This is a genomic window from Acinetobacter sp. YQ_14 (assembly GCF_043102985.1).
In the GTDB taxonomy this organism is placed as follows: domain Bacteria; phylum Pseudomonadota; class Gammaproteobacteria; order Pseudomonadales; family Moraxellaceae; genus Acinetobacter; species Acinetobacter venetianus.
Genome location: NZ_JBICJJ010000024.1, coordinates 177413 through 201734 on the forward strand (window position 1 = coordinate 177413; position 24322 = coordinate 201734).

General features: G+C 39.1%; 30 protein-coding genes. 20 read left to right on the forward strand and 10 right to left on the reverse strand.

Annotation, left to right across the window (positions count from 1 at the left end):
* Positions 1 to 32 precede the first annotated feature (32 nt).
* The 5 genes from queC (at position 33) to ACF8D3_RS14070 (ending at position 3085) form a co-directional block, all read left to right on the forward strand.
* Complete coding sequence (gene queC / locus ACF8D3_RS14050) at positions 33 to 701, forward strand: 7-cyano-7-deazaguanine synthase QueC (RefSeq protein WP_023014288.1); 669 nt, start codon at positions 33 to 35, stop codon at positions 699 to 701.
* 30 nt (positions 702 to 731) lie between these two features.
* Positions 732 to 1145: a hypothetical protein gene (locus ACF8D3_RS14055; RefSeq protein ID WP_004878508.1), complete on the forward strand. Its 414-nt coding sequence runs from the start codon at positions 732 to 734 to the stop codon at positions 1143 to 1145.
* 88 nt (positions 1146 to 1233) lie between these two features.
* Positions 1234 to 1920 (forward strand): diphthine--ammonia ligase, encoded by a 687-nt coding sequence (locus tag ACF8D3_RS14060; RefSeq protein WP_392471979.1) that lies wholly within the window; start codon positions 1234 to 1236, stop codon positions 1918 to 1920.
* Positions 1921 to 1939: 19 nt separating this feature from the next.
* On the forward strand, positions 1940 to 2401 hold the full coding sequence (locus ACF8D3_RS14065) for a peroxiredoxin (RefSeq protein WP_392471981.1): 462 nt from the start codon (positions 1940 to 1942) through the stop codon (positions 2399 to 2401).
* Positions 2402 to 2521: 120 nt separating this feature from the next.
* On the forward strand, positions 2522 to 3085 hold the full coding sequence (locus tag ACF8D3_RS14070) for a CAP domain-containing protein (protein ID WP_392471983.1): 564 nt from the start codon (positions 2522 to 2524) through the stop codon (positions 3083 to 3085).
* Here ACF8D3_RS14070 and ACF8D3_RS14075 read toward each other — a convergent pair.
* From ACF8D3_RS14075 to gstA, 3 genes are read right to left on the reverse strand one after another with little or no spacing between them, the layout of a single operon-like run.
* Positions 3082 to 3462 (reverse strand): nuclear transport factor 2 family protein, encoded by a 381-nt coding sequence (locus tag ACF8D3_RS14075; protein ID WP_392471984.1) that lies wholly within the window; start codon positions 3460 to 3462, stop codon positions 3082 to 3084. The genes ACF8D3_RS14070 and ACF8D3_RS14075 overlap by 4 nt on opposite strands.
* A 4-nt stretch (positions 3463 to 3466) precedes the next feature.
* A complete protein-coding gene (locus tag ACF8D3_RS14080) occupies positions 3467 to 3694 on the reverse strand; it encodes a 2-hydroxymuconate tautomerase family protein (protein ID WP_392471986.1) in 228 nt (75 codons plus the stop codon).
* Positions 3695 to 3719: 25 nt separating this feature from the next.
* On the reverse strand, positions 3720 to 4322 hold the full coding sequence (gstA, locus tag ACF8D3_RS14085) for a glutathione transferase GstA (protein ID WP_019384047.1): 603 nt from the start codon (positions 4320 to 4322) through the stop codon (positions 3720 to 3722).
* A gap of 97 nt (positions 4323 to 4419) precedes the next feature.
* Here gstA and ACF8D3_RS14090 point away from each other — a divergent pair, with 97 nt between their 5' ends.
* On the forward strand, positions 4420 to 5328 hold the full coding sequence (locus ACF8D3_RS14090; RefSeq protein ID WP_392471989.1) for a LysR family transcriptional regulator: 909 nt from the start codon (positions 4420 to 4422) through the stop codon (positions 5326 to 5328).
* Positions 5329 to 5333: 5 nt separating this feature from the next.
* On the opposite strand, the gene ACF8D3_RS14095 is transcribed toward ACF8D3_RS14090, so the two are convergent.
* Positions 5334 to 5900, reverse strand: a complete 567-nt coding sequence (locus ACF8D3_RS14095; protein WP_392471991.1) for a nicotinate-nicotinamide nucleotide adenylyltransferase — start codon at positions 5898 to 5900, stop codon at positions 5334 to 5336.
* A 109-nt stretch (positions 5901 to 6009) separates the two neighbouring features.
* Between ACF8D3_RS14095 and ACF8D3_RS14100 the strand changes: the two genes are divergently transcribed.
* Both ACF8D3_RS14100 and ACF8D3_RS14105 read left to right on the forward strand, forming a co-directional pair.
* A complete protein-coding gene (locus ACF8D3_RS14100) occupies positions 6010 to 6810 on the forward strand; it encodes an enoyl-CoA hydratase-related protein (protein ID WP_392471993.1) in 801 nt (266 codons plus the stop codon).
* A gap of 111 nt (positions 6811 to 6921) precedes the next feature.
* Positions 6922 to 7683, forward strand: coding sequence for a nitroreductase family protein (locus ACF8D3_RS14105; protein ID WP_392471995.1), 762 nt, complete (start codon positions 6922 to 6924; stop codon positions 7681 to 7683).
* Here the strand turns inward: ACF8D3_RS14105 and ACF8D3_RS14110 are convergent, their stop codons facing one another.
* On the reverse strand, positions 7684 to 7998 hold the full coding sequence (locus ACF8D3_RS14110) for an NGG1p interacting factor NIF3 (RefSeq protein ID WP_392471996.1): 315 nt from the start codon (positions 7996 to 7998) through the stop codon (positions 7684 to 7686).
* Between the two features lie 61 nt (positions 7999 to 8059).
* Positions 8060 to 8191 carry a KGW motif small protein gene (locus tag ACF8D3_RS14115; RefSeq protein ID WP_252152115.1) on the reverse strand — a complete coding sequence of 44 codons (132 nt, stop codon included), beginning with the start codon at positions 8189 to 8191 and terminating at the stop codon, positions 8060 to 8062.
* A gap of 146 nt (positions 8192 to 8337) precedes the next feature.
* On the opposite strand from ACF8D3_RS14115, the gene ACF8D3_RS14120 reads away from it, so the two are divergent.
* Positions 8338 to 8931 carry a hypothetical protein gene (locus ACF8D3_RS14120; protein ID WP_392471998.1) on the forward strand — a complete coding sequence of 198 codons (594 nt, stop codon included), beginning with the start codon at positions 8338 to 8340 and terminating at the stop codon, positions 8929 to 8931.
* Between the two features lie 4 nt (positions 8932 to 8935).
* Here the strand turns inward: ACF8D3_RS14120 and ACF8D3_RS14125 are convergent, their stop codons facing one another.
* The 3 genes from ACF8D3_RS14125 to purL all read right to left on the reverse strand — a co-directional run bounded on the left by ACF8D3_RS14125 (position 8936) and on the right by purL (position 13933).
* Entirely contained in the window at positions 8936 to 9346 is a 411-nt protein-coding gene (locus tag ACF8D3_RS14125; RefSeq protein WP_061518198.1) for an NUDIX domain-containing protein, read from the reverse strand.
* A 104-nt stretch (positions 9347 to 9450) separates the two neighbouring features.
* The gene (locus ACF8D3_RS14130) at positions 9451 to 9924 is read right to left on the reverse strand and encodes a CC0125/CC1285 family lipoprotein (RefSeq protein WP_392472000.1); all 474 of its coding nucleotides are present in this window, start codon (positions 9922 to 9924) and stop codon (positions 9451 to 9453) included.
* Between the two features lie 178 nt (positions 9925 to 10102).
* On the reverse strand, positions 10103 to 13933 hold the full coding sequence (gene purL / locus ACF8D3_RS14135) for a phosphoribosylformylglycinamidine synthase (RefSeq protein WP_392472002.1): 3831 nt from the start codon (positions 13931 to 13933) through the stop codon (positions 10103 to 10105).
* A gap of 399 nt (positions 13934 to 14332) precedes the next feature.
* On the opposite strand from purL, the gene ACF8D3_RS14140 reads away from it, so the two are divergent.
* The 11 genes from ACF8D3_RS14140 to pal all read left to right on the forward strand — a co-directional run bounded on the left by ACF8D3_RS14140 (position 14333) and on the right by pal (position 23963).
* Positions 14333 to 15673 carry a deoxyguanosinetriphosphate triphosphohydrolase gene (locus tag ACF8D3_RS14140; RefSeq protein ID WP_004878490.1) on the forward strand — a complete coding sequence of 447 codons (1341 nt, stop codon included), beginning with the start codon at positions 14333 to 14335 and terminating at the stop codon, positions 15671 to 15673.
* Complete coding sequence (locus ACF8D3_RS14145; RefSeq protein WP_392472004.1) at positions 15673 to 16374, forward strand: hypothetical protein; 702 nt, start codon at positions 15673 to 15675, stop codon at positions 16372 to 16374. Before ACF8D3_RS14140 ends, ACF8D3_RS14145 begins: the two co-directional genes overlap by 1 nt.
* A gap of 8 nt (positions 16375 to 16382) precedes the next feature.
* On the forward strand, positions 16383 to 16988 hold the full coding sequence (ruvA, locus tag ACF8D3_RS14150; RefSeq protein WP_004878488.1) for a Holliday junction branch migration protein RuvA: 606 nt from the start codon (positions 16383 to 16385) through the stop codon (positions 16986 to 16988).
* 4 nt (positions 16989 to 16992) lie between these two features.
* Positions 16993 to 17988, forward strand: a complete 996-nt coding sequence (gene ruvB, locus ACF8D3_RS14155) for a Holliday junction branch migration DNA helicase RuvB (protein ID WP_007481508.1) — start codon at positions 16993 to 16995, stop codon at positions 17986 to 17988.
* Positions 17989 to 18084: 96 nt separating this feature from the next.
* Entirely contained in the window at positions 18085 to 18978 is an 894-nt protein-coding gene (locus ACF8D3_RS14160) for a hypothetical protein (RefSeq protein ID WP_019384035.1), read from the forward strand.
* A 148-nt stretch (positions 18979 to 19126) separates the two neighbouring features.
* Positions 19127 to 19534, forward strand: a complete 408-nt coding sequence (gene ybgC, locus ACF8D3_RS14165; RefSeq protein WP_004878485.1) for a tol-pal system-associated acyl-CoA thioesterase — start codon at positions 19127 to 19129, stop codon at positions 19532 to 19534.
* A gap of 25 nt (positions 19535 to 19559) precedes the next feature.
* Positions 19560 to 20258, forward strand: coding sequence for a protein TolQ (tolQ, locus tag ACF8D3_RS14170; RefSeq protein WP_023014274.1), 699 nt, complete (start codon positions 19560 to 19562; stop codon positions 20256 to 20258).
* Entirely contained in the window at positions 20258 to 20710 is a 453-nt protein-coding gene (gene tolR / locus ACF8D3_RS14175) for a protein TolR (RefSeq protein ID WP_392472007.1), read from the forward strand. Before tolQ ends, tolR begins: the two co-directional genes overlap by 1 nt.
* A gap of 3 nt (positions 20711 to 20713) precedes the next feature.
* Entirely contained in the window at positions 20714 to 21988 is a 1275-nt protein-coding gene (gene tolA / locus ACF8D3_RS14180) for a cell envelope integrity protein TolA (protein ID WP_392472008.1), read from the forward strand.
* 99 nt (positions 21989 to 22087) lie between these two features.
* On the forward strand, positions 22088 to 23374 hold the full coding sequence (gene tolB / locus ACF8D3_RS14185) for a Tol-Pal system beta propeller repeat protein TolB (protein ID WP_007481519.1): 1287 nt from the start codon (positions 22088 to 22090) through the stop codon (positions 23372 to 23374).
* Between the two features lie 22 nt (positions 23375 to 23396).
* Complete coding sequence (gene pal / locus ACF8D3_RS14190; protein ID WP_004878480.1) at positions 23397 to 23963, forward strand: peptidoglycan-associated lipoprotein Pal; 567 nt, start codon at positions 23397 to 23399, stop codon at positions 23961 to 23963.
* A 47-nt stretch (positions 23964 to 24010) separates the two neighbouring features.
* Here the strand turns inward: pal and ACF8D3_RS14195 are convergent, their stop codons facing one another.
* Positions 24011 to 24205 (reverse strand): NF038105 family protein, encoded by a 195-nt coding sequence (locus tag ACF8D3_RS14195; protein WP_007481521.1) that lies wholly within the window; start codon positions 24203 to 24205, stop codon positions 24011 to 24013.
* Positions 24206 to 24322: the final 117 nt, after the last annotated feature.

The following is a 24322-nucleotide window of genomic DNA, read 5'->3' on the forward strand; positions in this document are numbered from 1 at the left end:
AATTTATTTTAGGTTGAATCATGGAAAATAATATGCGTTCTCGTGCCATCGTATTATTGTCTGGTGGCTTAGACTCGACAACTTGTCTTGCTTGGGCACAAGCAAACTATGAGTGTATAGCTTTAAGTTTTATGTACGGTCAACGTTCAACAACAGAACTTGATGCAGCTAAAGCACTTGCGAAACGTGCAGGTGTTGAACATCGCGTGATTAATATTGATTTGGGTAACTTAGGTGGCTCAGCACTTACAGATCATAACATTGATGTTCCAGAGCAACTACAAGAAGGCATTCCTGTAACTTATGTTCCAGCTCGTAACACAATTTTCCTCTCTTATGCACTAGCAGCAGCAGAGGTTTTTGATGCTGAAGCGATTGTGATTGGGGTAAATGCTGTTGATTATTCAGGATATCCAGATTGCCGCCCTGAATTTATTGATGCTTTTGCAAATCTTGCTCGTCTTGCAACAAAAGCAGGTGTTGAAGGAAAACCACTTAAAATTGAAACACCTCTGTTACATTTATCCAAAGCGAATATTATACGCTTAGGGATCGAACATGGCGTAGACTATAGTCAAACGGTATCCTGCTACCAAGCAGATGCTCAAGGACGTGCATGTGGCAAATGCGACAGTTGCCGTTTACGTCAACAAGGTTTTATCGAAGCAGGTATTGCGGATCCTACACGTTATACTGAATAGACGATATAGGGTAATAATTAGGTACAATATATGAAGTTTTTCAAATCAAATCTTATTCTTTCTACAATGATGTCAGCTGCTGCATTACTGGCAACAGGGGCTCACGCAGCTGATAATCCTTTACAAACTGCGTATAAAAGTACCAATGTTAAAGCAGCATTGATCAACGTATGTAAAGATCAAACTGCGAAAGGCGGTAAACTCACTTCTGCAGAAGTAAGCAAATTCTGTGGTTGCCAAATTGATGCTCAAGGTAAAGTGACCGAAGCGCAAAAATGGGAAATCCAAAGCGCGATCAATGCTAAGAAAAGCCCTAGTTCTTTAGCTTTTGTACAAAAGCAAAATAAAGACTTACAAGCTTGCTTAGGCGCACCACTCGTTTCTAAGCTAGAAAAGCTAACTGAAGAAGCAATGAAAGCAGCTCAACAAGCGCAGAAAAAATAAGCCTTTGTTGTTCTAAAGAAAGCCTGCATTTTGCAGGCTTTTTTTCTTTTCTGTTAGACTCTATTGATCTTAATTCAGTTGAATTCGCATGCAAGATCAATGGAAAACTAACGCCAATCATAGGCGATCTATCGTGTCATTCAGTGGCGGTAAAGATAGCTCTCTCGCGTTATATCATGCGCTACAATCAGGCACAGTAATTGGTTTGATTGTCATGCTGGAAGAGCAAGGACAACGATCACGTTCACATGCCATGCCTCTTGATATTATTCAAGCACAAGCAGATGCAATTGGTTTACCTGTTTTTATGGCATCTTCGAGTTGGGCTGATTACGAAGATAAGTTCATAGATTTAATGAATCAAGCAAAGCAAAAAGGTGCTGAAGTTTTAGTGACAGGTGATCTGGATATGCCCCAACACGGTTGTTGGCACGATAGCGTGACCCAGCAAGTTGGTCTTAAATTGGCAATGCCCCTTTGGTTACGCCCACATCGTGAAGTCGTGGAAGAGTTCATCAATTTAGGTTTCCGAAGTGTCATCGTCACTGTAAATTTAAAGCTCGGTATGAAAGTCGAAGACCTTGGCAAAATCCTAACCTTAGAATATATCCAAGAACTTGAAAGCCGTGACATCGATCCATGTGGTGAAGGCGGTGAATTTCATACCACGGTTATTGATGGACCAATTTTTAACAAAGCTATACCTATACGTCAGTGCAATATTGTTTATCATGAAGAATATGCTTTTCTACCACTTGAATTAGATCAAATTTAATTTATTAAAAGGATGCACAATGTCTGAGAATATTCAATTACCAAATCACGTCTTCCCAACAACACAAGGCGAAATTAATCTAGCCGAGATAGCAAATGAATGGCTGGTGTTATACTTTTATCCCAAAGATTCAACACCTGGATGTACAACCCAAGCAGTAGGTTTTTCATGTTTGAAGGATCAATTTGACGATTTAGGTTGTCAAATTATTGGTGTATCTCGTGACTCAGTAAAAGCCCACCAAAACTTCACTGAAAAGCAATCACTAACCATTGATCTCATCAGTGATAAAGAAGAAGTGCTGTGCAAACATTTTGACGTAATTAAAGAAAAAAATATGTACGGCAAACAAGTGATGGGAATCGAGCGATCAACATTTATTTACCACAATAAGCAATTGGTGAAATCTTATAGAAAGGTTAAAGCTGCTGGTCATGCTGAACAGGTATTAGAAGATTTAAAAGCATTACAAGCTGGATAAATTAGTGTTTTAATGCTAAGGGCGAGTTTTAAACTCGCTTTTTTACTGAAGTAAATTGATCAGCGCTTTACTCTTCACGTATGATAAAAAAACTAAAAAAATTACATTTAAGACATCGCCATGGACAAGCTCAAACTTCTTCTTATTTTTCCTTTTTTTATCTCCGCATGTAGTGCAAATGCACCAGATAGCTCAATACCAGTCTCTCCTAGTGTGGATCAAATCTCAAAATCTGCGAAAGAAATTACTTGCCAAGATTTACGAAACCCAGCTTATCAACAATCAATTTTAAATGCGATTAACGAAATACGACAATATCCACGTCAATGCGGCCAAAAACTCTATCCAGCTGTAGCGCCTCTAGTTTGGAATAGTCATTTATACAACAGTGCATTTGCTCAGTCAGAAGACATGGCAAAATACAATTTTCTCGGTCATATCAGCACTGCGGGCTTAGACTTGAAGGCGAGATTAAAACTTTACCACTTCAAAGGTCGTGGCGGTGGTGAAAATGTAGCTCGCGGTCAGAAAAACTTAAATGAAGTCATGGCAACGTGGCTTGCGAGTCCAGTGCATTGTGCAAATCTGATGCACCCTAAATTCACGGATTATGCACTTGCTTGCACATCCGATCGATCTGCAAAACAAAAGGCTTACTGGACTCAACAATTTGGTGTTCGTTAGTCAGTCTGTAATTGATATTGAAAAACTTTCGCCATAATTTTCCATTCACCATGATCAAAAACGAAGGTTAGTGCATCATAAAAATATTTAGGTGAAATCGCACACTCTACATGTGCGACTGCCAGCTGATCATTGAGTAAATGAACTGACATAATTTTATCCTGCCTTGCTTCATGTTTAGATGCAGGTGAAATGCGCTGCGATACCATTGCAAAATAGGTTTGCATGTCCAACTTTAAAATAGGTTCATCTGTGGCATTGATATAAATCGCGTCAGGGTGAAACACATCATTCAACTTGCTCACATCACAAAAATACAAAGCATCAAAATATTTTTGTAGTTGTGAATGGATTTCAACTATTGCTTGCTGACTCATATTTTTACTCAACTTGATGAACTGTACATTGTGCTTGTTTCTGCCGTAAGGTCGTAACCAACTCCCCTGCAACCCCCCAATTATCTGTATCAACCTCATCGATCACGACAAAGGTAGTGGCAGGATCTTTATCGAGTACACGAACAACCAACTCTGTTGCTTCTTGAATCAACTGCTGCTTTTGCTGTTGTGAAACATTTTCTTTAGTGATCTGAATTAAAATATAAGGCATTTCATTTTCCTTGTGATGATTTTTATTATTCAGTTTCCGCCATGATTGCATCTTGAACCGTTTTTCGGTTAGCAACACGCTGCATAAAACTGGTTAAATACTTAAAATGCGTAAGCTCTAAACCAATAAATCCAGCCCATCTTGTCACCACAAATAGATAAATATCTGCAATGCTCAAGTCATTTCCTGTTAGATAAAGCCGCCCAGTGAGTTGTTGATCGATCCATGCATAATGTTGGTTTAGAATTTCAGTAAATAGTGCTTTTGTCCGCTCACCATAAGATTCATGGAAAAATGGTGAATACGCTTTATGAATTTCAGAGGCAATAAAGTTCATCCATGCCAAGACTTGATAACGTGGCAATGTATTGATTTTTGGTAGCAAATCATCACGCTTTGCTTGATCAACTAAAAATTGACTAATGATCGCCCCTTCAGTTAACAACTGACCATCATCAAGCTGTAAGAGTGGAACTTGCCCTTTCGAATTTAACTGATAAAAATCTTCGCCGGATGTAGTCAGGTGTTGCTGTAAGTCGACTTTGACCAATTCAAAAGGAATACCAAGTTCTCTTAAAACAATATGAGGCGCTAAAGAACATGCATTTGGTGAATAAAAAAGTTTCATAAAATCACTCCATCATTTGAGATAAAGCCATCTTATTATTTACATTAATGTGCTTAAATAGCATACAAATCAAATCATTTTTTACATGGTGTAATCAATGACACAACTCAAAAGAATGATGTTTAGCAGTGTGGAACTTTTTTGCTTAGTTGCTGAATATGAAAGTTTTTCCAAAGCCGCATTACATGCAGGCGTTAGCCCCGCGGCCGTGAGTCGTTCAATTGCTCGATTAGAAAAACGTTTAACCACGCCACTTTTTATTCGAACTACACGCCAAGTCCGATTGACCACACAAGGAAAAACCTATTTTGAGGAATGTAAACAAGCACTGAATCAAATTTTAGAAGCAGAACAGCATCTCAAAAATCAAAATCAACAACCTACAGGACTGATTCGCATCAGTGTGCCAACACCTTATGGGCATTATCGAATTTTGCCCTTATTGGCTAAATTTACACAGCAATACCCAGCAATTGAAATTGATGTTCAATTGACCAATAAGAATGTAGATTTCATTGCAGAAGGTTTTGACTTGGCGATTCGCGGTAGACAATTTGCCGATTCAAATTTGATTGCACGTAAGCTAGAACAAGCAGAGCTTATCGTGGTTGCATCACCAACATATTTAAAACGATTCGGTACACCACAACAGCTTGAAGATTTACAACATCATCAATGCATTCAGTTTGTGCTACCAAGCACGGGTAAAAATGTACCGTGGCTTTTCAACATCAACCATCAGACCATCGAATATATGACCAACGCTAAACTTCGTTGTTTAGATGATATTTTAGGCACGGTGACATTAGCTAAGCACAATGCAGGCCTATTACAAACTTATCGATTTATAGTGGAAAAAGAACTCGAAAGTGGTGCGCTAATAGAAGTATTGACTGATTTTTCTGACGCATCTCGCCCATTTTCTTTGCTTTATCCATCAAAAAAACACGAGTCTTTTCATATCCGTGTTTTCATTGATTTCCTAATCGAAGCGTTAAAGCCGTAAAATGATTAGGTTAAATTGCTTTTATCTTCAGCAAAATATTTTCGTTGCAATTCCGCATAGACATTCGTCTTTTTAAATTCACTCAGGAATTTAATCGTTCCTTGAGGAAAATATTCCTTTTGAATATCACCACGATAATACGCCTCTCGCATCGGTGTCGCCGAGATTGCCCCTTTTAAGCTATCCAACTCCACCATTTCCCATTCAGGAAATAGACTCAGGTAATAAGATGATTCATCTTTAAAATGACCAATCAAGCCTACTTTTGCATCGGGCTGAATGACGCTATTAACCAAATCTTTAACTTGCTTCACCCACTTTTGATCATTATAAACATCAACAACATGCACAAAACGAATCCGTTTCTGATCCTGTTCAGAGAAGTTCGAAAGAATCATTTGCTCACGTTCTATCGCTAAAAATGGATTCTTAATATTTCTCTCGGGCTGAGCTGAACCGAGCGCTAAAATCACAAATTGACTTTGTTGTAGTGCAATTTCAATGGTTTGCAGATGTGCCAAATGAAATGGCTGAAAGCGTCCAATAAAAACAAGATAGTCAAATGTGTACATAGGCTTAATTTCACTTTTTGTGAACTCATCAGTTGCACTATATTCAGTAAATATGCGACATAATGAGAGCACTTAAAAAATCAATCTGGATTAAAGCAAGGATAGTACGATGACACTTAGCTGTATTCAACAACCTCATCAACATTTGCAAGCAAATTTAGAAGATGGCGTACTCACCTTAGCCATTAACCGTTCAGAAGCAAAGAATGCGCTTTACGGCGAATTGTATCTTTGGATCGCTCAAGCATTAGATGAAGCTGATGCCAGCAAAGAAGTCCGTGTCGTAATTTTCCGTGGTGCAGAACAAGACTTTACCGCGGGTAATGATATGAAAGACTTTATGGGCTTCATGCAAAAACCATACGAAGGCAAAGCAGGTGACCAACCTCCATTTGTCCTATTAAAAGCAGCAGCTCGTTTCTCTAAACCTCTCATTATTGCTGTGAAAGGTGTTGCAATTGGTATTGGAGTAACGATTTTATTACATGCTGATATCGTCTTTGCAGACAATACTGCCCTGTTCCAAATTCCATTTGTCAGTCTTGGTCTTTCTCCTGAAGGCGCAGCAAGCCGTTTATTAGTGAAGCAAGCTGGTTATCAAAAAGCGGCCGAATTACTATTCACAGCGAAAAAATTTGATGCTGCAACAGCGGTTAAGGCAAATCTTGTCAATGATGTAGTTGAAGACGTTTATGCAACTGCTCAACAAACTGCACAACATCTAGCGGCATTACCTTTAGCATCATTAAAAAAAAGCAAAGCGCTCATGAAAAAAGACTTGGCTGAAATCATCGCTTGTGTAGATGACGAAGCAGAAATCTTTATGCAACGTGTTCGCTCACCTGAAATGATGGAAGCTGTGCAAGCATTTATGCAAAAACGTAAACCTGACTTTTCTCAGTTCAATTAATGAGACAATAACTCATTAATAAAACGAAACCACTTCATTGCAAAATCGAGGTGGTTTTTTTTATTGAACGTCCCAATATGAATATAAAAGTTTTAGGAAAATACCAAACTCATGTCAGATCAAAATCAAGTTGAAAAAAAGCGCTATTATGAACCTGCCCCACAAGACATCGATATTGCCAACTTCCGCAAGGTGGTTGAAAGCAGACGTTCTGTGCGTAAATTCACCGACAAACCGATTCCAAATGAAGTTTTAGATGAATGTTTAGATTTGGCGCTACTTGCACCAAACTCATCCAACTTACAACCTTGGACATTTTATGTCGTTCAAAACCCGAGTAAGAAAAAGCAACTTGTTAAAGCGTGTCTAAACCAACTTGCTGCGAAAACTGCCTCAGAATTGATTGTCTGTGTTGCACGTACAGATCGTCTGGATGAAATGGCAAAACGTAATATCAGCGAGTTCCCTTTTCCTGAAGCACCACCTGCTGTTCAAAAATATTATCGTTTTATTCCATACAATTATAAGACAGGCTATTTCAATGCCTTAGGTAACTTTAAAAAAGTGGCTTTCAAAGTTGTGAGGACACTGGATAAACAGCTTCCTGTTACAGCTTTTAATGCTGCTGATGCGAAACTATGGGCAACCAAAACTACTGCGCTCGCTTGTGAAAACTTAGTCTTGGCTCTACGTGCTTATGGTTTTGATAGCTGTATGATGGAAGGTTTTGATGAGCCTTTGGTTCGTAAAATCTTAAAATTGAATGATCAACAATACCCTGTGATGGTGATTGGTGCGGGTGAACGTGCCAAAGACGGCGTATTCTTCCCACAATATCGTTTTGATCGTGATTTATTCATTCAAAAAGTATAATTATTCAATATCTAATATTTGGATAAATTCAAAGGCAGGCTCTTCATAAGGATGGCTTGCCTTTAATGCTTTGGCGACAGTACTAGCTTTATCTTTTGGGACAATGGTTTCAACCCGCCATTCTTCAAGTTGTTCAAGTTCATCTAATTTCCCAAGAAAAGGATTTGCACCTTTAATAGGCTTAAATTGCCCTATTCCTTTCACTTGCCAAGCACAGTGTTCATAATTGCCAATACCACCAGCACCCGCTTCAAAAATAGCAAGTTTGGTTGACTCTAAATGTGATTCAGGTACGTAATAAATAAGCTTTAGCATAGTTTTAATGATGTTAATCTTTATATGATCATCAAATCATAAGCTCAAAAATGACGAAAAATCAAAGTGAAATATTCATCACAAGGTAACTTACCACGATAAACATCACTTGGATTATGACTGTTAAGCTAAACCAGAACCAGCCTTTATCTTTGGTATACGCTGTCCTTATATGATTCTCATGTTTCATCATATTGTTCTCCGAGTTTTATAATCATTATTGAGAAAGCAAAAATTGAACCAGTTTTTAAAAGCAAAATTGATCTGAAGCCATACTTCTTAAATCAGTTATGCCAAGTTATATTCATAATATATTACTAAATTCTTCGATTTCAAAATATGAGCAACTCATTTCAATCTCAATGGGATCAGTTCTATCCTAACAAACTCCCAATTTCTCATTATCTAGTTCAATACTTTCAACTGTCTTGGTTTAGAATCCATAGCCTGCCCGAATCAAAAAGGTATGCGGATACGCCTGCCGAATATGAATTGTTATTAAATCGACAAAATGAAATTATTACAGACTGTTTTAGGGAAAATACCTCTATCTTTATAGTTTCAGGTCACTATTTTAGCCGTTCCCGTAACAATAAAGCCTATGATCCAGCCTTTATACTTCCCTACAAATTTCATTTAGAGCAGGAAATCAACTTAACCCAAGCAAATCCTGAATATTATGATGGAGAAGATAAAGATCACTACTTTAGACCATGCTCTGTAAAAGTAACTTGGCAAGCTAGTGAACATAATGACTTATTGAAAAAAATCGCTGACGATGAATTAAGGGCTTTTATGATTTCTTTTGACCAGAACATTATCGTTGTACCTTATGATGGCGGTATTGATTTTATTATTTTTGACGATGCAAAAAGGCAAGCTTTAATGGATAAATATAGAGATTGGCTTTCACCAAGAGAAGATGGACTATAGGATATTAGAATAAATCTTGTTGTTCCTTAATAAAACCTAGGGCCTCTTGAAACATTACATGCCAATTATCATTTGGCTGTTGATATAAAGGAAACCAAAAAAACTCAAAATCTAAACCGCCACCATCCTGACAGTGATGTGTCCAAGTTTCAGCTAAATCTGCGCTTACCTTACATAAATAGAAATACCAATTTTGCTGGTTAAATTTAATTTGAAAGTTTCCAATAAAATTTGGATTCGGCTCAGCGATCAGTCCCGATTCCTCAAATAATTCACGAATAGCTGCATTTTGATGATGTTCATCTTTTTCAATTGTCCCTTTTACAAGCTGAATACCTGCGAGTGGATGTTTAAAAACCAATATATCCAACTGTTGTTTCTGACGTCTTAAAACAATAGGAACAACTTTTTTCATAATTCATATCAACAAAATAAGCCAATTTAACTGATTAGATTAAATTGGCTACATAGATGATTCAAACAAATCAAAGTTTAAATTTTAGATAGTTTAGTTCTGATCTATTGCCCAGCAATGTCATATTTTTTCTTAATCTCTTGATTGATCGCAGCTGAGACATATATCTCACTTTGCTGCTTGCCACTTGCAGCAGAACAACTCACTTCTACAGTAGATTTTGGCTCGTGATATTGTCCAAAAGTATTTGTATTACCATGAATACGACTTTCGATTGCACTTGAAAAAGGGTTAATCGCATTTGTTTGTGGAAATACCACACTGCTGATCATTTCGTTTAACGAATTAAGCACTTTAAAATTCAAACAACCTTTCGCAATCATCAACTCTGAAGCTCGTAACATTGCAAAATCATTGGCTTGTTTTTGTGAAGTCTTCTCATTGCCTTTAAACGTTACTTTATAGTGATTCTGAGATAATTCAGTTTCAGCAAAGCCATTTTGACCAATCAATGAGTGTGGTTGATAGGTCGTTGAGCATCCAGTTAATAGTACAGATAATATTAATATTTTTTTCATAGTGTGGTTCCCCTCTTACACATGAGAATACCACAATAAAACAAAATTAAATAAAATAACTTTTATTATCAATAATTTAAATTTAATACACTTATGTAGTTTATTCTTCTGCAAAATCGACAACTTGCCAAAAAAAATGCCACTAAAAAAGTGGCATTTTCAATCATCGGTTGTTTAATTAACCAATAAATTTACGTGCGTTGCGGAACATACGTAACCATGCACCATCTTCAGCCCAATCTTCAGGCTTCCATGAATGTTGTAAGGCACGGAAGTTACGCTCTGGATGCGGCATCATCACTGTTGCACGACCATCTTTAGAAGTTTGACCTGTAATCGCCTCAGGTGAACCATTCGGGTTCAATGGATAGTGCTGAGTTGGATTACCCAAGCTATCCACATAACGCAAGATCACTTGATTCTCTGCATTTAAAGCAGCAATTTGCTGTTCAGTTGCAACCAAACGACCTTCACCATGCGCAACCGCGATTGGTAAAATCGAACCTTGCATATCTTCAAGCAATACAGAAACTGATTTTTCTACGCGAACGTTCACTGCACGCGCTTCAAAAACTTCTGACATGTTACGATGGAAACGCCCCCAATGCTCTGCACCTGGAATCAGTGGTGCAAGTTGAGACATCATTTGACAGCCATTACATACGCCTAAGCTGAATGTATTTTCACGATGGAAAAATTGTTCAAATTGATCACGCAATTTTGCATTGAACAATACAGATTTCGCCCAGCCACCGCCAGCACCCATTACGTCACCGTATGAGAAGCCACCACAAGCGACTAAACCTTCAAAGTCGCTCAAGCTGACACGACCTGCAAGCAAGTCACTCATGTGTACGTCGATGGTATTGAAGCCCACTTTGTCAAATGCAGCCGCCATTTCCACATGACCATTAACACCTTGCTCGCGCAAGATTGCCATGTTTGGACGACGTGTATTAATAAACGGTGCTTCAACAGGCTCATTCAAGTCATAAGTTGCTTGTGCAATTAAACCTTTATGGTTTTTATCTGCAATCAAAGCAAACTCTTGATCAGCTGTTTCAGCATTGTCACGTAAACGTTGGATTTGATGAGAGACTTCAGCCCAAGCTTGTTGTAATTCAGCGCGCTCAAGCGTTAAACCATTTACAACCAATTGATCTGTTGTATTTACACGACCAACAACAGCAATTGCATCTTTCAGGCTTGATGCTGCAACTTCAACTTCTAACTGTGCCCAATCAGCAGCAGTAATTTGCAGTACTGCACCAATTTCTTCAGCAAATAAGCTTTCTGTTGATTGATTTTCTAATGCTACACCTAAGCGTGATGCAAACATCATCTCGGCAACAGTTGCTAATAAACCACCATCACCAATGTCGTGGTAAGCTTTGATTAAACCACGATTGTTCCAGTCTTGAATCAAGGCAAAGAATGCTCTGAAGTCATCAAAACTATCGACATCAGGTGTCACCGAACCAATCGCTTTATACACTTGTGCAAGGATTGAACCACCTAAACGGAACTGCCCTTTTGACAAATCAATACGTACAAGTACAGAGTCTTCCAAGTTTTTCAATTCAGGCGTTAAGGTTTTACGTACATCTAAAACAGGTGCAAACGCAGTGATCACACCTGTCATTGGTGAGGTCACGGCTTTGTCTTCGCCATCATTCCAAGTTGTACGCATTGAAAGTGAGTCTTTACCGACTGGAATTGCGATGCCTAATGCAGGACACATTTCCATACCAATCGCTTTCACACCTTCAAACAAGGCTTGGTCTTCACCTTTTTGACCAGCAGCAGCCATCCAGTTTGCAGAAAGTTTGATATCGCTGATTTGTTCAATGTTGGCACAGGCAATGTTAGTAATCGCTTCAGCAACCGCTAAACGCGCAGATGCAGCTGGATTTAACAAAGCAACTGGTGGACGTTCGCCCATCGCCATTGCTTCACCCGTGAAGCCTTGCAAACTTGTGGTGGTTACTGCTGCATCAGCAACAGGCACCTGCCAACGACCAACCATTTGATCGCGCGCAACCATACCAGTAATTGAACGGTCGCCAATGGTGATCAAAAATGATTTAGAAGCCACTGTTGGGTTCTTTAATACGCGGAAAATCGCATCTTTCAAATCAACTTTTGCTACGTCAAAGTCATTACCTGTACGCTCAATCGTTTCATATGAACGTTGCATACGTGGCGTACCACCCAACATCACTTGCATTGGGATATCGACCGCATTGTTTTCAAACAATGGATCTTCAACGGTTAAATGACGCGCTTCAGTCGCTTCACCGAGTACTGCAAACGGACAGCGCTCACGTGCACAGATTTCTTCAAACTGTTCTAAAGATTCTGGGCGAATCGCTAACACATAACGTTCTTGCGCTTCGTTTGACCAGATTTCCATCGGGCTCATGCCTGGCTCTAAAGATGGAATCTTACGAAGGTTTAATACTGCACCTAACTCATGATCATTCACAAGTTCAGGCATGGCATTAGATAGACCACCCGCACCAACGTCATGTACAGATACGATTGGGTTAAAGTCTTCTAAACGCCAGCACGTGTCGATCACTTCTTGGCAACGACGTTCCATTTCTGGATTTTCACGTTGTACTGAAGCAAAGTCTAAGCTCTCGCCCATGGTACCGCTGTCTACAGAAGATGCTGCACCACCGCCAAGACCGATCAACATTGCAGGGCCGCCCAATACAATGAGCAAGTCACCCGGTTGGATCGCATCTTTTTCAACATGGTCAGGACGAATGTTACCGTAACCACCAGCAATCATGATTGGCTTATGGAAGCCTTTGACTTCACCATTTACATTCTGTTCGAAAGTACGGAAATAACCATTCAATGCTGGACGACCGAATTCGTTGTTAAACGCAGCGCCACCCAATGGACCTTCAATCATAATCTGTAATGGCGATGCCATACGTGAAGGTTTGCCATAGTTTTCTTCCCAAGGTTGTTCAAAACCCGGAATATTCAAGTTTGATACAGTAAAGCCCGTTAAACCTGCTTTTGGTTTACCACCACGACCCGTTGCACCTTCATCACGGATTTCACCGCCCGAACCTGTTGCAGCACCAGCAAATGGAGCAATTGCTGTTGGATGGTTGTGTGTTTCAACCTTCATTAAAATGTGAGCAGCTTGACTCTTATATTTATAAACAAAGTGACCATTTTCATCCGCTTTCGGATAAAAACGCATCGTGTCATAACCCACGATCACAGACGCATTGTCTTTATATGCGGACAATACATCTGTTGGAGACTCTTTATAGGTATTTTTAATCATTTGGAACAATGATAACGGTTGTTTTTCACCATCAATTGTCCATTCTGAACCAAAGATTTTATGACGACAGTGTTCAGAGTTTGCTTGTGCAAACATCATCAACTCGATGTCATTTGGATTACGACCCAGCTTGGTAAATGCTTCGGTTAAGTAATCAATTTCTTGCTCAGATAAAGCAAAGCCAAACTCATTGTTGGCTTTAACTAATGCTTCTTTACCTTGACCCAAAATATCAATTGTGTTTAATGGCTTCGGCGCTGTTTCTAAGAATAGAGCTTTTGCATCATCAATTTGAGCAAAAACACTCTCTGTCATACGGTCATGTAAGGCCAATTTCACTTCGTTCGAAATCTCTTTCACACCTTTCAGTGTAAATAACAGACCACGCTCTAAACGGTGAATTGGCGTATTACAGTTTTGGAAAATATCCGTTGCTTTAGACGACCACGGAGAAATTGTTCCTACACGCGGGGTGACTAAAATCTGGATTTCATCACTTGCAGCTTGGCGAAGCTCGAAAGATTGACCATCGTTTAAAAGTTGTAATGCCGATTGATGTTGCTGCTCGTTGAGCGCTTGATCAAACAAATAAACCCACTGGCTGTCAAAAGATTGAACAGAACTCATTGACGCTAAACGGTTTAAGAGTTGAGTTTTCTTAAAAGAAGAATGTGCTGCTGCACCGGCCACGATAAACATGTTGACTTTGGCTCCACGGGCGGGTCTGACGAACCTACCACAATGTGACTTATGAGAGAGCGCATATTCTACTGTGAAAGGCTCATTTCAGCTAGACATATCCATCTTAAAAAACAGAGTTTTCTACCTCAAATGGTCTAATTTCTATTAGCTTTATCTGTTTTACTTTATTCGTAACAATTCATTTACTTCATTCATTAAGGATGCATGATTATTTCAACCTTTATATTTATGCATCTTAATCGACGTATAATTTATTTATCTGATCCTCATTTCAAGTAACGCCTTTTATTGTATTTTCAATCCTTAAACATTAATAAGACAAACTATGTCACACTACGCTAGTGCTTTAATCTTTTTTTTGGCATGATGCATTGAACTTAGTTTGAATAATGATAAATGGAACAAATGCGTTGGTTAGAGTTGCTTTCTGCAATTCGTTTAGGTAGTAAAAAAAGCAGTACAGAATTGGCTCGAAGCCCTTTCCATAAAGATTATGACAGAATTATTTTTTCCCAAAGCTTTCGACAACTGAATAGAAAAACACAGGTTCACCCGCTTACACAGCATGATGGTATTCATACTCGCCTTACCCATTCGCTTGAAGTCTCTTGTATTGGACGCTCATTGGGTATGCTCGCAGCCGAAAAAATCAAAGATGAATTACCGATGTGGATTTCACCTGCTGATGTTGGCGCGATTATCCAAGCGGCTTGCTTAGCACATGATATTGGCAATCCTCCCTTTGGTCACGCTGGCGAATATGCCATCCGTGAATGGTTTGATGATGCGTCACATCGAGATTTTTTAACAAAACTTACGCCAGAAGAAGAAGCCGACGTGCGTCAGTTTGAAGGTAATGCACAAGGTCTTCGTTTACTCAGTCGAATTGACTATCACCCCGATGATGGTGGTATGCGACTGACCTGTGCAACACTTGGCGCTTACTTAAAATATCCATGGCTTTCAAAAACGATTGATGAACAAGGTGATACGCCATCACATCAACGTGCAAAGTTTGGATGTTACCAATCTGAAAAAGAAATCTTAAAACAGCTTGCGGAACAACTCGGTTTGATTCAGCTTGGTGACTATCATTATTGTCGTCATCCACTCACCTACCTATTAGAAGCAGCTGATGATATTTGCTATGCACTGATTGATTTAGAAGATGGCATCATTCTGAATATGTTGAATTATGCAGAAGTTGAACCAATTTTTCTTAATCTAATTGCAGATTATGGAACACCTGAAGAACTGCATTTACCGCATACCACATGGCAACAAAAAATCGCAGCTTTACGTGGGCGTGTAATGAAACGCTTAGTCGATGAAGTCACAACCGCTTTTGCAAAGCATCATTATGAGATCATCACAGGTCAGCTTAAAGGTAGCCTTCTACAATATTGCTCACCCGATATTGAAGCAGGTATTCAAACAGCAAAAAATCTTGCGCGTGATCGAATTTTTGAGCATCCACAAAAATCTGGTTTGGAGATTATTGCTCATCAAAGTTTGCAAACAATTTTAGATGCTTTTGTGCCATTAACGATGCCACATAAGACATTAAGCTTTAAAGAACAGCGATTAATGTCAATTTTGCAACATTCGGGCGTAAATCTGCAAAACAACCATTATAATAATATTATGCAAGTCTTAGATATTATTAGTAAGTTTTCTGACCACCAAGCGTATAGTTTGGCACAAGAGCTACAAGGCAATAAAGTTGGATTCTTCTAATGGATAGATTTATTGATCAAGGAGTTTATAGCCTATCTCTTCTCAAACCTGAAATCTGGGTACATTGTCCATCTTGTCAGAAGCTTGCAAAAATTATCGAAATAAAGGATCGAGAATCAGAACCTGTAAAGGTCTTTTGTACTCAGTGTACCTATCGCAAAGCGTTACAGCATATTCGTATCCAAAGTTATGACTACATGAGTTATCACTTTAATTTGAATCAAAATATGACTGAATGGAGTGGTGCATGTGAAGTCGAAATCAATAAAAAATGTACAATATGCAAGCAAGGAAAATACAAATACCTTCAGCAATATGCTCGTAAATCACTTATTCCAAGACAAATAACTGTAAGTTGTAATTTTTGCCTACGAGAAAATAAGTTTGATGACTCTGTCTATATTTTAAGGAAGGTCAGTTATTCTAAAGTTGGCTTTGATCCCTATTATTCATATTCATTATTTTTAAATATTGCTGTTCGGCAAGGTCAAATCTGTGCTTATAACCCAACACATTTAGGAATATTAAAAAGTTTTATACAAGCTGAGCTAAGAGAACGTAAACTTCCTAACTACAATCGTAGTTATTTCTCACGTCTACCTGCTTGGGTAAAATCTAGTCGAAATCGAAAAGAAATTCTAAAAGCCATTTTGCGTTTAGAACAAATGGCATCTACTATTCAACCATTAACAAATAAGTGAAAGACTCGATGATCGGATGTTTAATTGGCGAAGTGTTTGCCTTAGAAGCCCCAACAGTATTACTCAATGTAAATGGTGTGGGTTATGAAATCGACACACCTCTTTCGACATTTTGCCAATTACAAAAAGGACAGAAAGTCACGCTATGGACGCATTTAGTTGTTCGGGAAGATGCTCAACAACTTTACGGTTTTATTGATTCGCAAGAGAAAACTATTTTCCGTACACTACTCAAAGTGAATGGTGTTGGGCCAAAAATGGCATTAGGAATTCTATCAACATTAAGTGTAGAACTACTCATCCATACGATTGAGCACGATGATCTTAATACACTCGTTAAAGTTCCGGGTGTTGGTAAAAAAACAGCTGAACGTTTAATGATTGAGCTACGAGATCGTTTCAAAGCATTGGCTCAAACCACAAGCAGCACAACAAATACCACTGCAACTCAAATACAATTTATGGCAAATTCACCTGTTGCTGAAGCTGAAGCCGCTTTACAATCTTTAGGCTATAAACCTGCGGAAGCACAAAAAGCGGTTGCTGCCGTAAAAGCAGATCATACTGAATCTGCCGATATTATTCGTGCTGCGCTTAAATCAATGATGAAGTAACTTTATGCAAGATCGTCTTATTAGTGGAACAGAAAAACCCGAAGATCATTTTGATCGTGCCATTCGCCCGACGTCATTGGCTGATTATATTGGTCAGCCTATCGTTCGTGAGCAAATGGAAATCTTCATCGGTGCAGCTCGTGGTCGTGGCGAAGCGCTGGATCATACATTGATCTTTGGCCCACCAGGTTTAGGTAAAACGACACTCGCAAATATTATCGCACGTGAAATGGGTGGAAATCTTAAATCAACTTCTGGCCCTGTCTTAGAGCGTGCTGGTGATTTAGCAGCCATGCTGACCAATTTAGAAGAAGGTGATGTGCTGTTTATTGATGAAATTCATCGTCTTTCACCTGTGATTGAAGAAATTCTCTATCCCGCAATGGAAGACTATCAGCTCGACATCATGATCGGCGAAGGCCCAGCGGCTCGCTCAATTAAGCTCGATTTACCGCCATTTACACTCGTTGCAGCAACGACTCGTGCAGGTCTACTCACCTCACCTTTACGTGATCGTTTTGGGATCGTACAACGTTTAGAGTTTTATTCTGTCGAAGATTTAACTCACATTGTCACACGTTCGGCAAACCTCATGGATGTACCTATTACTCATGATGGTTCAATGGAAATTGCACGTCGCTCACGTGGTACACCACGTATTGCCAATCGCCTACTCCGTCGTGTCCGCGACTATGCCCAAGTTAAAGGCACTGGTGAAGTGACACAAGACATGGCTCAACGCGCTTTAGATATGCTCAATGTTGACAAAATGGGTTTAGATACCTTAGATCGACGCTATCTGAGTATGTTACTTGAGCGTTTTGAGGGTCGCCCGACAGGTGTTGAAGCTTTAGCAGCAGCGATGGCTGAAGATAGCGGTACATTAGAAGATGTCATCGAACCTTATCTCATTCAACAAGGTTATGTGATGCGTACGGCCCGTGGTCGTATTGCTACTAATATGGCTTATTTACAATTTGGTATGACTCCCCCTGAATAATATAAAAACATTCTTAATAAAATACTTTCTATAATGAAGCAATTAAAATAATATACAGATTATTCTAATTGCTTCATTATTTTATTAAGGGTCGAAATGAAAAATAAGTTATTAACAACAACATTTTATAGTAGCATTGTATTATTAACAGCTTGCGGTGGTGGGAGTGATAGCAACAATAATGAAAACTCTTTTCAAAGCAAAGAAAAAGTAGACTACACCAAAGCAGAGACAATTGAATCAATTTATGAACCAATAACAAATTTATCTCAAGATCAAAACAACATCTTATTAATCGGTACTGAGTTTGCTGAAAGTCTCTATTACGGTATTTATGCTAATAATAACTTTAAATGTTCGGATGGATCTTATACAAAAAATAGCGATAAGAGCATTACATTTAATAAATGCTCATTTCTAGATTATGCCAATGACGATAGCATCATTACACAGTTACGAGTTATAACTATTTCTGGATCAGTAAACAGTAAAGAAACACTTTATACAGATTCAGGCCGTTATGAGACTACGCTAAAAAACTTCAAAATCACGCCATCAAATAATGATACTATTACTTATAATGGCAGTATTATCAGCAAATACAGTTATAACAATGCTCAATATCAAATTAAAAAAATGACTTTTAATGTATTTGATAACGAAACAAAAGAATCGAACCAACTGATTGCTAACAACTATCAACTCAACGTAAATAATCTGACAGTAACTAGTCAAGGAAATGTCGAAGGAAATCCAGACAACAAAATCTTCTCTGTGAATTTCAAAAGTGATATTAGATTTGAAAACATTAATGATAAAATTGCTTTCTACCCTAATTCAGCAGATATCGTAATTGAAGATACGAATAATGTGAAAAATTCAATTAAGATTTCGAATACGAGCAATTATAAAGCGCTCATTCGAGCTTATGCCGATGGAATCACAGTGGCCGGATATCCTAAAACGATTGAATGGTCTGACTTAGAGTAAAGATTATTTATTTCTTTTTGAAGAAGCCCTACTTGTTAGGGCTTTTTTATCAGCACCAAGAATATGTTATTTATTACTATTTCTTTAGTCTCATCGAGATCTTATCATTCCTTCATTGCTCCCAGTACGAAACCAATAGGTAAAAGAGATGGCAAATCATTTTGAGTTCAATATTCGCGTTTATATCGAAGACACTGATGCAGGCGGTATTGTTTACCATGCCAACCATATCCGCTTCATGGAGCGTGCACGTACTGAATGGCTACGCGCAGCAGGTGTTGATCACTACTGGCATCAACAAGACTACAACTTCGTTGTTCATCAAATTCAAGTCAAATATGTACGCCCAATATTAATGGATGATTTAATTACCGTTACAGCACGTGTTATTTCGTGTAAAGCAGCATCATTTGTGTTGCAACAAAATATTTATCGTGGTGAAATCTTGCTGGCTTCAGGTGAGGTAACGTTGGCATGTTTGAATAAAGAATTAATGCCACGTAGACTACCTGAGGAAATTCGTGATCTGATTCAAAAAGAATTAGCACAGGACTAAAAATAAACTTTCGGCACAGCAACTTATGGCAACTAACCTAGAATCTTCCCTGCATATTTCTGATTTGATTTTACAAGCAAGCCCTGTTGTACAACTGGTTATGCTGATCTTATTACTCGCATCCATTTATAGCTGGTATTTAATTGCCAAATTGCATATGGGTTTCAAGAAAGCAGGTCAAGAGGATGAACATTTTCAAAAAATGTTCTGGTCAGGTGCCGAATTAAATACGTTATATAACAATGCTCAACTCAACTCTAAACGTCGTGGTTTAGAAGATATCTTCTATCAAGGTTTAGGTGAGTTTTTCAAACTCCAAAAACGTAAAGCTGATACTAACCAAACCATTGAAGGTACTGAACGTATCCTCCGTGTTGGTTTAAGCCGCGATCAAGGTGGTTTAGAACAAGGCTTGGGTGCTCTCGCAAGTATCGGTTCAGTAGCTCCTTATATCGGTTTGTTTGGAACGGTTTGGGGCATTATGAATGCCTTTATCGGCCTGGCAGCCGTTGATCAAGTGACTTTAGCCACTGTTGCCCCTGGTATTGCAGAAGCTTTAATCGCAACCGCAATTGGTCTTTTTGCAGCAATTCCAGCAGTACTTGCATTTAACCATTTCACTGCAAAAGGCGAATCTATCTATTCTGATCGCGCATTATTTGCAGAAGAAATGGTTGCTCTTCTACAACGTCAGTCAATTGGAACGACACAGGAAGATGCATAATGGCAATTCAGCGCTCAGGACGTTTTGAACGTATCAAAAAACCACTTAAAAGTGATATGAACGTCGTTCCTTATATTGACGTCATGTTGGTGCTCCTTGTTATTTTCATGGTTACGGCACCAATGATCACCAGTGGAATTAAAGTAGATTTGCCGCAAGCAAATAATCATCCTATCGAATCAGAAGATAGACCACCAATTGTTACTTTACGCGGCGATGGACTACTATATCTAGAGTTTCAAAAGCATGATAAAAATCAGCCACTATCATTGAGTGAATTAGAAGAAATTTTAAATTACGCTCAAAAGCAAGCTGAACAAGACAACAAACAACTAACCGTATTGGTCAATGGTGATAAGACACGCCCTTACGGCGAAGTTGTATCACTTATGGCAAGTTTGCAAGAAGCAGGTTTAACACAAGTTGGTTTACTCACAGAGCCATTAAAATAAGCTATGAAAAAAATTCAAGAGCCTCCATTTAAACAAAATGCGATTGCACTGGGTTTTACACTCAGTGTTCATGCGATCGCGATTGTTGGCTTGCTTTTTTTAGGCTTGAGCAAACCACCTGAGCAGCCAAAAAAGCTGACAACAGTTTTAGTAAAACCCGAAGATCTTCCTCAAATCAATGATGAACAAGCTTCTGCAGAAAACCAAGCAAATGAAGTGCAAAGTCAGATCGTCGATCAAACCTTGCCAGAAAATATTCCTGTCGTACCGCCCAAACCAACGACTCAACAACCAAATTTGGAACAACAAAAAGCTGAGCAAGAAAAGTTAGCCGAACAAAAACGTAATGCTGATGAAGCTGCTCGTGCTAAAAAAATTGAAGAGCAACGCAAACTTGCTGAAGCTCAAGCACAAAAGCAACGTGATGAAGCAGAAGCCAAACAAAAGGCTGATGCTAAACGCAGAGCTGATCAAAAAGCGGAAGCTGACGCTAAAGCACGCCAAAAAGCTGAACAAGATGCCAAATTGAAGCAGCAACAGAAAGCTGCAGAAAATGCAAAGTTACAAGCTCAGCAAGATGCCAAGCGCAAAGCTGATGCGGAAGCTAAGCGAAAAGCCGATGCAGAGGCTAAACGTAAAGCCGATGCAGATGCCAAAGCTAAGGCTGATGCAGACGCTAAACGCAAAGCTGAAGCAGAAGCTAAACGTAAAGCCGATGCAGACGCTAAACGTAAAGCCGATGCAGATGCTAAACGAAAAGCTGATGCGGATGCCAAAGCTAAGGCTGACGCAGAAGCTAAACGCAAAGCCGATGCAGACGTTAAACGAAAAGCCGATGCAGACGCTAAACGAAAAGCTGATGCGGATGCCAAAGCTAAGGCTGACGCAGAAGCTAAACGTAAAGCCGATGCAGAGGCTAAAGCTAAAGCTAAAGCTGATGCAGAAGAAAAAGCTGCTTCTTCGAAAAAAGCTGAACAAGATGCTGCACAGAAAAAAGCGGAAGCTAAACGAATTGCATCGACAGCAAAACAAGATTTTGAAAAGAAAATCTATCGTACTTGGAATATTCCAATGGGCTCATCTGGTCAGAAAGCTACAGCTCGTGTAACTCTTAATGATAGCGGTGCTGTTATGTCTGTTATTGTAAATTCATCAGATCCAGACATGAAAGCAAGTATTGAAGCTGCCGTTCGAGCCGCTGCTCCATATCCGATGCCTCAAGATCCAGATGCTCGACGTGAAGCAAGAAGCTTTACTTCAAGTTTCACAGCAAAATAGTAATGAATAGTTAACATGCTTCGTTTTTAATAGCCGAAAGCATGTTAAGTATGTTAAATAATCAACTGTCTCAAAACACCAGCTCAAGTAATTGTAATTATGGAAAATACGCGTAGACATCTTATTTCTTTGGCAGTTCTTACAGCGCTTAGCTTAACTGTACCAGCCACGACCTTTGCACAATTACACCTAGAAATTGCAAAGGCACCCGAACAAGCACCAAAGATTGCAATCGTTCCTTTTGGCAATGACAATAATGCGCTCTACCCCATCATTGAAAACGATTTAAATCGCTCAGGTCGTTTTACAAGTGCATCACAAAACCTTCCCGCTACAGCACAACTCAATCAGATCCAAGCGGAAAATTGGCAAAGTGCTGGCGTTCCTTATGTTGTCGTTGGTCAACTTAAGCCGATTGCAGGCAATTCTTTTGAAGTCCATTACCAGCTATACGATGTACAAAAACGTCAATACTTACTCAACGAAGTTTTAACCGTACCAAATTCACGAGTACGCCAAGCGGGTCACATGATCAGTGATGCAATTTATCAAGCATTAACTGGCATTGCAGGTGACTTCAGCGGTCGTATTGCTTATGTATTACGAAATCAAGCTACTCCAGCTCAACGTTATACATTGCAAATTGCTGATACAGATGGCGAACAGCCGAAAACTGTACTTTCATCACGCGATCCTATTCTGTCACCGACATGGTCACCTGATGCCAAGAAAATTGCTTATGTCTCATTTGAAACCAAACGCCCTGCAATTTATATGCAAGATTTAGCAACGGGTGAAAGAGAGGTTTTAGCGAGTTTCCGTGGTTTGAACGGCGCACCAAGTTTCTCTCCAGATGGCAAGTCTATGCTCTTCACAGCATCTATGCATGGAAACCCAGAAATCTATCAAATGGATTTAGGAACTCGCCAAGTAAAACGAATGACTACGGACTCAGCGATTGATACTGAAGCACGTTACGCACCAGATGGAAAATCATTTATTTTTACCTCTGACCGTGGTGGCTCTCCACAAATTTATCGTTATAGTTTTGATGATGGATCAGTTAAACGACTTACATTCAAAGGTGCGTTCAATGCACGAGGTACATTGAGTGCTGATGGCAAAAAAATTGCACTTGTTCATCGACCTAGCGGCAGCAATTACAAAGTCGCGATTCAAGATATTAATACTGGCATCACAAATATCTTAACCCCAACAAGTCTGGACGAATCACCAAGTTTCTCACCAAATGGACAAATGGTGGTTTATGCAACGCGTGAAGGTAATCGTGGCCTGTTATCAATCATGTCAACAGATGGTCGTTTCCGTATGAACTTGCCAAGCGAACAAGGCGAAGTTCGAGAACCAGCTTGGGCACCAAAATAAATTCAATCTATTGGAGATTCAAATGAATATTAAATATTTAACACTTCCACTTATTGCTGCAACGCTTGTATTTACAGGATGTGCAAGCCGTAAACCAGCTGCTGAAATTACAACGGGTAATACACCAAATGGTTCAACTACTGTAAGCACAGAAGGTTTAAGCGAAGATGCTGCATTAAATGCACAAAATCTAGCAGGTGCATCGTCTAAAGGTGTTACTGCTGCAAATAAAGCATTTTTAGCTAAACGTGTTGTTCATTTCGACTATGACAGTAGTGATTTATCAAATGAAGACTATCAAACACTACAAGCACATGCTCAATTCTTAGTTGCAAATGCCAACTCAAAAGTTGCTTTAACAGGCCACACTGATGAACGTGGTACTCGTGAATACAATATGGCACTCGGTGAGCGTCGTGCAAAAGCTGTAGAAAGCTTCTTAATTACCAATGGTGTAAATCCACAGCAACTTGAAGCTGTGAGCTATGGTAAAGAAGCACCTGTTAATACAGGTCACAATGAAGCAGCTTGGAAAGAAAACCGTCGTGTGGAAATCAACTACGAAGCAGTACCACCATTATTAAAATAATAATGATTTAGCTTCAAATAAAAATGCTCACATATCGTGAGCATTTTTTATGTTTGAGATTCTGCATCATCTTTTTTATCAGATGGCTGCATCGACTCAATCATATCGTGTTTATTAAACTCTTTATATTCAGGTTTTGATTCGTACTCTTTCCACGCCTCTTGCACATTTTCTTTAGAAATCTTTTCTAAGCTAATTGGCTCACTTGGCGTTGGGGTAGCGTCAAAATTCTTAGTCGACATCTGTGCTCTCCAAACTTCCTGTCTAGTATGCGATCAACATAGCATGTAATCTGTCGCTTGTAATCATAAAAGCAACATAAATAAAGTAAGATAATTTTTATTTTCGAGCGTTCTCAT